Raw genomic sequence first — 9,749 nt, 5'->3', positions numbered from 1 at the left:
CACTTCCGTGACCACACCTGGGCCGTGCGCGTCCCGCGCAGGCTCAAGGAGATCCAGCTCAGGGTCGGGCCCGCCACCGAGGAACTGTCCCAGCAGCTCGGCAGGCTGCCCAATGCCCGCGAGCTCGCCGACGCGCTCGAGGTGGAGCTGGTCGAGATCACCAGGGCCCTGGTCGCCGCCAACGGCTACCAGACCAACTCCATCGACGAATTCACCCACGACGACCGCGACAACGCCAGCCAGGCGATCACCGAGACCCTCGGCGTGGAGGAACCCTGCTACGAGCTCACCGAGGACGCGATGACGGTGCGCCCGCTGATCGCCGCACTGCCCAGCGAGGAGCGGCACGTGCTGGTCATGCGGTTCTACGAGTCCAAGACCCAGAGCCAGATCGCCGAGCAACTCGGCGTCTCCCAGATGCAGGTTTCCCGGATCCTGTCCCGGACCCTCGGCCTCCTGCGTGAGCAGGCGCTCGCCGAGCAGGCACCGGTGCAGTGACACCGGCGGCGCCGCGTGCCAGAATTGTTCTAGGTTGAGATCCTCCAGCCGACCCTGTCGCTCAGGAGGTTCTATGGCTGTCGTCCTGGATCGCCGGTTGTCGAGCCGGCTGCGGTGGTATCGCGGGCCATCGGCGCCCGCCGCAGCCGAGCTGCGTCCGCACGACCCCGGACGACCCGGCTGCTGGGTACTGCACGCCGGCACCGAGCTCGACGCGGCACGCATGCCGCCGTTCTTCACCCTGCTGGACCGCGCGGTGCATTCCAGCGCCCGCGTCGTCGTGGTGGATCTGCGCGAAACCGAGTTCCTGAGCATCCGGGTCGCCGCCATGCTCGGCAGGGCCAAGTGCGAGGCCTGGTCAGCGGAGGTCGATCTGCGCCTGCTCACCGACAGTCGCGAAGTGGAGCGGGCGCTCGATCTGGTCGGCGTCCGGCCGCTGTTCCGGTGCTACGAAACCCTCGACGAGGCATCGGGGCCCGAGCCAGGCGAACACTGAGGGCCGATCCGGTCCACGCGGTGTTTCGGTCCGGCAGTTCCTGGGTAGACGCACGGTGAACCACTCCGGTGCAGTCAGCTCGGGAGGAGGCCACCGTGGATTCGAACGACCGGATCATTGCGCAGTCGAGACACGCGACGTCGATCCACATCACGATCGACGCCGATCTCGAGCAGCTCGTCATGCTGCGGGCCTTAGCCGAAACCGCCTCCCTGATAACCGGTTTCGGCGTCGATGAGGTCGACGACATCCGAGTCGCACTCGACGAGGCGGCGACCTGCCTGATCCTGGGCGCCGTCGCCATGTCCCAGATCCACTGCGATGTCATCGCCGACGAGTTCCGGATCCGGGTCTCGGTGGACGCAGTCTGCGGCGACATCGACCCGATCGACGAAACCGGAGTCGGCTGGCATGTGCTGCACTCGATCACCGATCACCTGGTCGCCGACCACGATCCGTACGACCAGGACAGGGGCGGTTATCCGGTCGCCATCACCTTCAGTCGGGTCCGGCGGCTGTTCGCGGATCGGTGATCTCGCGCCGCAGCGAACTGCGGTCGGCGCGCCAGCATTCGAGGACGTGTTCGGCGAAACGGTCTTCGAGCAGGGTCGTCGCCTGGATGCCGAAGACGAGCCCCGCCGCCGTTTCCGGTTCGGTACGAAGCAGTTCGGCGATCACCTCGCGGCGCATGACCTGTTCGTGGACGGCGTCGGCGACGACATGTTCGGTATAGAAATGCACACACGCGGGATGCGGCAGCAGCGTGCGCGTGATGTCGGCGAGACGGCGTGAAGCCGGGGACGAGGTGATCTCGGTGGCGGCGAAATGCCCGATCAGGGCGCCGCGCAGGCCACGATGCAGACCGAACAGCGACATCATGTCCACCAGGGCCAGCATCGGTGCGGGTACCGCGTCGAGATAGTGCAGGTAGCCGGGGTTCAGCCCGGCGCCCGCCAGCAGGTCGGCGAACAGCTGGGCGTGCACGCGATCGCCGCGGCCGCCGCCGAACTCGTCGAATTCCACCGCGACCAGCGCGGCCTTGGCCTGCCCGCGCAGGCGCGGGATCACCCAGGCGTACGGGTCGGCCTCGATGTGGTGGTAGATCGAGCGGTGCACGAAGTATTCGCGCAGTTGGTCGGGGGTGCCGCGGTCGGCGAGGAAGCCGGCGATGCCGTCGGTGCCGCAGGTGGGTTCGAGCAGGCGGTCGAGTTCGGCGTCGATGTTGTCACCGCCGGGGACGTCGGCCGACAGCGCGGCGAGCAGCTGCCGTTCCAGGTCGCGACGCAGGCGCAGCAGGTCGGGGTCCCATTCCCAGTTCTCGTCGACGGCGGCGAAGCCCTGGTAGTGCAGTTCGTAGCAGGTGTGCAGGGTCAGCAGGAGATCCTCACCGTAGGGATCGGCACCGTCGGCGGTCGGCACCGCGGAACCCGCTGGGCGCCTGAGTGATTCGACGACGGCGGCGGACAGCTCGCCGCGCGGGGCAGGCAGCGGGCGTCGGGGCACGACGGTGGAACTCATCGGTCACCTTCCTGTTCGCGGCGTCGCCTGCGCCGGTGGCTGGTGTCGCACAGCGGGTAGGTGCTCGACCGGCGGCACAGGCACAGCGCCACCACGAATCGGTCGCAGTGCAGCACGGTGCCGTCGGCGGTGACGACATCGACGGGGCCGTCGACGAGTGCTGGCCCGTCGTCGGTGAGCACGATCCGCCGCGGCTCAGGCGGGGTCGCCCACGACGCGGGACAATGTTCGGTCGACACGGATCACCACCAATTCCTCGTAGCGCTGGCCGGGCGTGATGAAGCCGTGCGCCGCCAGCCACGCGGCGCGGGCACGCATAACCGGCCCGAACGGCACGATGCCCCCGGCGACCACCCGCGCGTCGGTACCGCGGTCGCGCAACTGGCGCACGCTGCGTTCCGGGTCGCTGAGCGCCGAATGCACGATCAACCCGACGCCGCGCTCGGTGAGCAGGTCCGGCAGCGTGTCGCACAACCGGCCGAGCACGCTGCGGCCGTCCGGTCCGGCGTCCCACGCGAGCGCGCCGCCGCGGCCGGTGCCGTGCTCGGCGGGCACGTAGGGCGGGTTGGCCAGCACCACGTCGAAACGCGGTAGCCGCAGCGCCGAGGCGAAGTCACCGTGCAGCAGTTCCACCGCGACACCGCGCAGCCGGCAGTTCAGCCACGTCGAGGCCAGCGCCGACCGGGACACGTCGACCGCGGTGACGCTGCGAGCCCCCGCCCGCGCCGCGGCCAAGGCGAGTACGCCGGTTCCCGCGCACGCGTCCAGAACCCGGCCGCCAGGCAGCACGGGCACCCCGCGCAGGGCACGAGCCAGCAACCAGGTGTCGGCCTGCGGCCGGTAGACACGCGGCGCGCGGATCACCATCACGTCGAGGTACCCCTCTTCCCGCGTCGACGGGGCCTTTGCTCTCGGCATGCCCGTAATCCGGCGAACCAATCGCCGCGCGGAGGCCATCGATCGCCGCTATACCGATCGGCGCGTCGGGACTGTCGACCTGCGCGCTGACCCACATCACCGAACTCTCCGCGGGCAGGCGCCTGCTCGCCGGCCTGATCGGCCATCCCGGCGTGCCACAGGTCGTGGTCAGGATCGGCATCGCCCCCGAGGACGGGCAACGGCCGCCCACCCCGCGGCGACCGCTGATCGAGGTGCTGCTCGAGCGGTGACCGGTCATGGGCCCGGGTCGCCCGAGTCATCGGCGGACCGGAAAGCCTCGATCGCCGTCGGCAAGGTGGGGAACAGCCGGTCGGCGCCGATCCGCTCGGTGAGACCGGACCGGTCCAGGTCGACACGCAGATCCTGTTTGACCCGCGCCATCGCGAATACCACCCCGCGCGCGGTCAGCTCGGCCCGCACCTGTTCCACGGCATCGAGCGCGGTCAGGTCGACCTCGACATTGGCTTCGACATTGAGCACGAACCAGCGCACCGGTTCCCCGCTGCGCCGCGCCCACCAGTCGACGGCGGCCAGCGCCCCCTGCCGGAAGTCCTCGGCATTGGCGAAGAACAGCGGCGCGTCGTAGCGGTACACCACCAGTCCCGCAAGGGGTTTCGCCTCCGGATAGTCGTCGACGTCGTGCATGCCGGCGAGGTCGGGGACGAAGCCCTGAATCGCGTCGTGGCCACGGGCGATCCGGCGCAGCAGGTCGAACACCGACAGCGCGATCGCGACGAGCACGCCGTAGAGGACACCGAGCACCAGCACGGTGCCCGCGGTGACCAGCGCGAGGAACAGTTCGCTGATCCGGAACCGGGCGATCCGGCGGAACTCGCGCACATCGATCAGCCGCAGCGCCGCGTACACGACCAGCGCGCCCAGTGCCGCGACGGGGAACTGCGCGAGCACACCGGTGGCGCCGAACAGCACGACGAGCACCGAAGCGAGGGTGACCAGCGCGTAGAGCTGGGTGCGCGCCCCCATCAGGTCGGCGATGGTGGTGCGGCTGCCGCTGCAGCTCACCGGGAATCCGTGGGTGAGCGCGGTGGCCACATTCGTCGCGCCCAGTGCGGCGAGTTCGGTGTTGACCTGCACATGCTGTCCGTGCCGTGCGGCGAAGGCGCGCGCGGTCAGCGCGTTGTCGGAGAAGCCGACCACGGCCAGGCCCGCGGCGGGCAGGAGCAAGGCCATGACGTCGGCCATCGCGATGGCGGGCAGCCCCGGCGTCGGCAGCCCGGTGGGGACCTCGCCGACCACGCCGATGCCGAACCGCTGCAGCGAGAACACCGCGACCGCCACCGTCGCGGCCAGCACCGCGATGAGCGGGCCCGGCGCGCGCGGCGTCCAGCGGGCCATGATCAGCAAGGCCGCCAGGACGACGAAGGCCAGGGCCGCGGTCGCCGGATGCCACTGGCCGAGGTTGGCCACGAACGAGCGCAGCTGCGCCATCGAGGTGACCCCCGTGACCGGCACGCCGGTGACCCGCCCCAGCTGGCCCACGATCATCAGCCCCGCCGTCCCCGCCAGATAACCGATCAGCACCGGCCGCGACAGCAGATCGGCCAGCACCCCGAGCCGGGCGGCCGCGCCGGCCAGGCACAGCACCCCGACCAGCAGTGCCAGCAGCGCGGCCAGCGCCGCGTAGCGCTCGGGGTCACCCGCGGCCAGCGGCGCCAGGGTGACGGCGGTGAGCAGCGCGGTGGTCGACTCGGGACCGACCGACATCTGCCGCGAGGTCGCCAGCAGCGCGTACACCGCCAGCGGCGCGATCGTGGCCCACAGCCCGACCACCGGCGGCAGCCCGGCGACCGTCGCGTAGGCCATCACCTGCGGGACCAGATACGCGGCGACCGTCACGCCCGCGACCACGTCCGAACGCAGCCATGCGCGCCGATAGTTCCGGAACTGCCGCAGACCCGGCAGTGCTCGCTCCAACACCGTGCGAACATTGTGCGCCGTCCAGCGGGGTCACACCGTCGACGTCACCGGATCGGGACGCGAGTCCCGGCATGCGGGACCTTCGGTGCCCGGACCGGAAGCCAGGAACTGATCGGGTGCGTCACAACCACTTGACGCGGCGGAAGGCGACCACCAGGCCCGAGCAGAGGACCGCCATGGTGATCAGCACCGCCGGATAGCCCCAGCGCTGGTGCAGTTCCGGCATGTGATCGAAATTCATGCCGTAGATGCCGGCGATCATCGTCGGCACGGCCAGGATCGCGAGCACGGCGGAGATCCGGCGCATGTCGGCGTTCTGCTGGATCGCGATCTTGGCCACGGCGGCGCCGACCAGCGCGGTCAGCGACTCGTCGAGATCGTTGATGCGTTCGGAGACGCCGGCGTGGTGGTCGGCCACATCGCGCAGGTAGCGCCGGATCTCCATGGACAGCGGGGATTCCGGCCTGGTCAGCGCCTGCAGCGGCAGGGCCAGCGGGCTCACCGCGCGGCGCAGTTCGACGATTTCGCGTTTGAGCTGGTAGATCGACTCGATCGGCAGCCTGCTGCGCGGGGTGAACAGCTCCTCCTCCACCGATTCCACGTCGTACTCCACCGCCTGGGCGACCACGATGTAGGTGTCGACGATCCGGTCGGTGATCGCGTGCAGCACGGCGCCGGGCCCCAGCGCCATCCGCGCGGGATCCTGTTCGAGCCGGTGCCGCACGTCGGCCAGCGCCGAGTGCGCGCCATGGCGCACCGCGACCACGAAATCGGGTCCGGTGAACACCATGATGTCGCCGGTCTCGACGATCTCGCTGACGGAGTGCATGTCGTGCTCGACGTAAGCGACGGTCCGCATCACGGTGACCAGCGTGTCGTCGTAACGCTCGAGCTTGGGCCGCTGGCGCCCGTGCACGGCGTCCTCGACGGCCAACGCGTGCAGGTCGAAGATCTCGGCGATCTCCCCCATCTGGTGCGCGTCGGGCTCGAACAGGCCGAGCCAGACGAAACCCGTTCCCCTGCTGCGGACTTCGGCCATCGCGGCCGCCGGGGTGAACCGGCCGGGCAATCGTCGTCCGTCCACATAGACACCACAGTCGACGATCGCCCGGGCGGTGGGGACGGCAGGCCGGTGGACGGGCGGCTCGGCGACGAGGCGGACACGGCGAAAGCGGAACTGTGGAACGGACGACACCGCCCGATCCTATGTGCTGTCGCGACAGTCGAGCCCGGCATCGGGCCTGCGCCGCCGCCGAGGACGATTCCCCGGCGAATTCGCTTGCCCTGCAGGCTGCTCCGCGAGTCCGTAGCCTGGGATCGTGATTACGCTGAAGAAGGAAGACGGCGCGGCCGACCTCGCCGGCATCACCAAGATGAGTGTGGGGGTGAGCTGGGATCCGTCGGCCGGATCCAGCGGGGGCCTGCTCGGGATGGCGCGGCGCAAGCGCGGCGTCGATCTGGACCTGATCGCCGTGCTGATGCAGGGCGGCGAGCCCGTCCGCTTCGCCGGCCTGGATTCGCTGAACCCGCTCGGCAACGGCGCGGTGGTGCACACCGGCGACGAACAGACCGGCGCGGCGTCGGGCGACGACGAGACCGTGCACGTCGTCTTCGCCGACGTCCCGCCGAGTATCGACGCCATCGTGTTCGTCGCCGCCGCGTTCAAGAAGGGCTCCTCGTTCGAGAAGGCCAACAATGTCTCGTTCAAGATCTACGACGCGACCGGCGCCGACAGCCAGCCCGTCGCCGACATCTGGCCGTCGCTGCTCGGCCAGGAGAACGCCAACGCGATCGCGCGGGCCTTCCGCAACGGCCCGGTCTGGCAGCTCGAGGTGCTCGACCGCAAGGGCAAGATCAAACAGGGCGACCGGCAGGCGCTGCTGCGATTCGCCATCCAGTAGCCATCGCCTCGCCGCGCTCATCCGGTCCGCGTACGGTGGTTGCCGGTACGGAGGGCAGTAATGATGAGCGCACAGTTGATGATCGTCGAGGACGACACCCGGGTTCGGACGTCGCTGCGGCTGGCGATGGAGGACGAGGGCTATGTCGTCGCCGAGGCCGAACGGGCGGAGGCGGCGCTGGACCAGGTCCGGGATTTCGGGGTTCCCGACGTGATGATCGTCGACCTGATGCTCGGCGGGATGGACGGCTACACCTGCATTCGTGAGGTGCGCCGCGACCACGACGTGCCGATCATCGTGGTCAGCGCGCGGGACGACACCCATGACGTGGTCGCCGCGCTCGAGGCGGGCGCCGATGATTTCGTCACCAAGCCGTTCGAGGTCAAGGAGCTCACCGCCCGCATCCGCGCGCTGCGCCGCCGCACCAGGAACAGCACCGAACGCGATGTCACCGAACGCGTCCTCGACGCCGCACCCGACCGGCGGCTGATCCTGTGCCCGGAGCGTGGTTCGCTGCGCCTGGACGGGCGCGACGTGCACCTGACCCTGACCGAGTTCCGGCTGCTGTGCGAACTGGCGCAGAACGACAGCCTGGTGCTGAGCAGGCAGGTGCTGCTCGACAAGATCTGGGACCGTGGGTTCTTCGGCGACGAGCGCATCGTCGACGTGCACGTGCGCCGCCTGCGGACCAAGATCGAACGCGATGCCGCCGACCCGCGCTTGATCGTCACGGTCCGCGGACTCGGCTACCGGCTCGATGTCCAAGGCTGACGGTTCTCCCCGATTCTCGCGGTTCCGTGGCCTGCGTGGCCGGGTCATGGCGGCGTTCGTGCTCAGCGCGAGCGTGGTGGCTGTGGTGCTGGCCGGATCGGTCTACGGGATCAGCACCAGCTACATGGAATCGCAGCGGGCGCGCACCGTCGAACGTGCGGTGGGCATCCACGCGGAGCTGCTGCGGCTACGCCTCGACGACCCGCGGACCACCGGCGAGCAGGCGCTGGAATCGCTGCATCTGCCCACCGGCTACTTCGCCCTCCTGCACCGGAACGGACAGCGGTCGGCCGTAGGTGTCGACGACGGCTTCGCCCCACCGACACCACCGGTGATCGACACGACCGACGCTATCCCGAGCACGCCCACCCGCGTGCGGCTCGGCGGCCAGCCGTATCTGCGGGTCTGGTCCGAGGTCGACAACGGTGCTGTCCTCTACGAATTCGCGCCGCTGCGGGAACTCGAAGCCAATCTGCGGATGCTGCGCAGGATCCTGCTCGCGTGCGCCGTCCTGGCCGTCGCCGTCGCCGCCGCGCTGGGTGCGTGGGCCGCCCAACGCACGCTCAGCCCGCTGCGGCAGGTGGCCGCGGCCGCCTCGCGGATCGCCTCCGGTGAACACGCACTGCGCCTGCCGCGCTCCACGGACGAGGATCTGGCGACCACGGTCGAGGCGTTCAACGCCATGGTCGACTCCCTGCAGCGCCGCATCGAGCGCGAACGGCGCCTTGTCTCCGACCTCAGCCACGAACTGCGCACCCCGCTGACCACCCTCACCACCACCGCGACCGTGCTCGCCGGGCATCGTGACGAACTGTCCGAGCGGCCGAAAGCCGCACTGGGACTGCTCGTCGAGGAGACCTCCCACCTGCGCGGACTGCTCGACGACATGCTCGCCCTCGCCCGCGCCGAAGCGGGCATCCACCGCTCCGATCTGTCGCCGCTGTCGCCGGCCGAACTGCTCACCCATCTGCTCGCGGGCCGCGATACCCCGCCGGAACTGCTCGACGTGCGCGACCCCGGCACGGTGCGCGGGCGGCGGATGGAACTCGAACGCGCGCTGGTCAATCTGCTCGCCAACGCCGATCGGCACGGCGGCGGTCTGACCGGGGTCAGGGTGGACCGCGACGGCGCCGACATCAGGGTGATCGTCGACGATGCCGGACCCGGTGTCGCGCCCGAGGACCGCGAACGCATCTTCGACCGGTTCGTCACGGTGTCACGGGCGACGGCGGGCACCGGCATCGGGCTCGCCCTCGTCGCCGAGACCGTCGCCGGACACGACGGCACGCTGCGCTGCACCGAACGACCAGGTGGCGGAGCGAGGTTCGTGCTGACCATCCCCGCCTGCGACGACGTTCGTCATGAGATCGCAAACAAACGAGCGGAACCGCTGCAATGAAGCATTGCGATCGTGTGTCCGGTCACCGGAATCGAGCCGTCGCGCCGCGCTTCCGGTCTGGAGGAGGACAAGTCGTCGCGCTGACCCGTCGCGGTCCGCGGGCGGCCGATGTCCGGATGCCGCTGCCAGGCAACCGATTCCGGTGACCATTCCGCTCCCCGGGGGGCGGCACGAGAAACAGCGGGGCCCGGCGCAGTGTCGAGGCAGGGACACCGACCCGTGGGGCGGGCTGCAGCCCAGGATAAAGGGGGGGCCCCACACGGTTAAAAACAGTTAAAGGTGGAGGGAG

General features: G+C 70.0%; 11 protein-coding genes. 6 read left to right on the top strand and 5 right to left on the bottom strand.

All coding sequences use genetic code 11. From position 1 onward, the window contains the following. The 3 genes from ACFWPJ_RS05075 to ACFWPJ_RS05065 all read left to right on the top strand — a co-directional run. Window positions 1-498, top strand: a 498-nt coding sequence (locus ACFWPJ_RS05075; RefSeq protein ID WP_378847338.1) for a sigma-70 family RNA polymerase sigma factor, incomplete at its 5' end; no start/stop codon positions are given. A gap of 73 nt (window positions 499-571) precedes the next feature. Continuing rightward, a complete protein-coding gene (locus ACFWPJ_RS05070) occupies window positions 572-994 on the top strand; it encodes an STAS domain-containing protein (RefSeq protein WP_378847335.1) in 423 nt (140 codons plus the stop codon). A gap of 95 nt (window positions 995-1,089) precedes the next feature. After that, window positions 1,090-1,527 (top strand): ATP-binding protein, encoded by a 438-nt coding sequence (locus tag ACFWPJ_RS05065; RefSeq protein ID WP_378847332.1) that lies wholly within the window; start codon window positions 1,090-1,092, stop codon window positions 1,525-1,527. Here the strand turns inward: ACFWPJ_RS05065 and ACFWPJ_RS05060 are convergent. The 5 genes from ACFWPJ_RS05060 to ACFWPJ_RS05040 all read right to left on the bottom strand — a co-directional run bounded on the left by ACFWPJ_RS05060 (window position 1,493) and on the right by ACFWPJ_RS05040 (window position 6,584). Continuing rightward, on the bottom strand, window positions 1,493-2,512 hold the full coding sequence (locus tag ACFWPJ_RS05060; protein WP_378847330.1) for an iron-containing redox enzyme family protein: 1,020 nt from the start codon (window positions 2,510-2,512) through the stop codon (window positions 1,493-1,495). The two genes, ACFWPJ_RS05065 and ACFWPJ_RS05060, sit on opposite strands and share 35 nt — an antisense overlap. Then, entirely contained in the window at window positions 2,509-2,751 is a 243-nt protein-coding gene (locus tag ACFWPJ_RS05055; RefSeq protein ID WP_378847328.1) for a CDGSH iron-sulfur domain-containing protein, read from the bottom strand. The genes ACFWPJ_RS05060 and ACFWPJ_RS05055 overlap by 4 nt, the downstream gene beginning before the upstream one ends. After that, complete coding sequence (locus ACFWPJ_RS05050) at window positions 2,708-3,430, bottom strand: HemK2/MTQ2 family protein methyltransferase (RefSeq protein ID WP_378847326.1); 723 nt, start codon at window positions 3,428-3,430, stop codon at window positions 2,708-2,710. Before ACFWPJ_RS05050 ends, ACFWPJ_RS05055 begins: the two co-directional genes overlap by 44 nt. A 255-nt stretch (window positions 3,431-3,685) precedes the next feature. Beyond that, the gene (locus ACFWPJ_RS05045) at window positions 3,686-5,389 is read right to left on the bottom strand and encodes a SulP family inorganic anion transporter (protein ID WP_378847324.1); all 1,704 of its coding nucleotides are present in this window, start codon (window positions 5,387-5,389) and stop codon (window positions 3,686-3,688) included. A gap of 121 nt (window positions 5,390-5,510) precedes the next feature. Further along, entirely contained in the window at window positions 5,511-6,584 is a 1,074-nt protein-coding gene (locus ACFWPJ_RS05040) for a magnesium and cobalt transport protein CorA (protein WP_378847321.1), read from the bottom strand. 124 nt (window positions 6,585-6,708) lie between these two features. On the opposite strand from ACFWPJ_RS05040, the gene ACFWPJ_RS05035 reads away from it, so the two are divergent. The 3 genes from ACFWPJ_RS05035 (at window position 6,709) to ACFWPJ_RS05025 (ending at window position 9,460) form a co-directional block, all read left to right on the top strand. Then, window positions 6,709-7,290: a TerD family protein gene (locus tag ACFWPJ_RS05035; RefSeq protein ID WP_378847319.1), complete on the top strand. Its 582-nt coding sequence runs from the start codon at window positions 6,709-6,711 to the stop codon at window positions 7,288-7,290. Between the two features lie 63 nt (window positions 7,291-7,353). Continuing rightward, on the top strand, window positions 7,354-8,061 hold the full coding sequence (locus ACFWPJ_RS05030) for a response regulator transcription factor (protein ID WP_378847318.1): 708 nt from the start codon (window positions 7,354-7,356) through the stop codon (window positions 8,059-8,061). Next, a complete protein-coding gene (locus ACFWPJ_RS05025; protein WP_378847316.1) occupies window positions 8,048-9,460 on the top strand; it encodes a sensor histidine kinase in 1,413 nt (470 codons plus the stop codon). The genes ACFWPJ_RS05030 and ACFWPJ_RS05025 overlap by 14 nt, the downstream gene beginning before the upstream one ends. The last annotated feature ends 289 nt before the right edge of the window (window positions 9,461-9,749 follow it).

It is taken from the genome of Nocardia sp. NPDC058497, assembly GCF_042720195.1.
Taxonomy (GTDB): Bacteria; Actinomycetota; Actinomycetes; order Mycobacteriales; family Mycobacteriaceae; genus Nocardia.
Note: the sequence above shows the minus strand (reverse complement) of the source record. Positions and strands in the feature narration are given on the sequence as shown.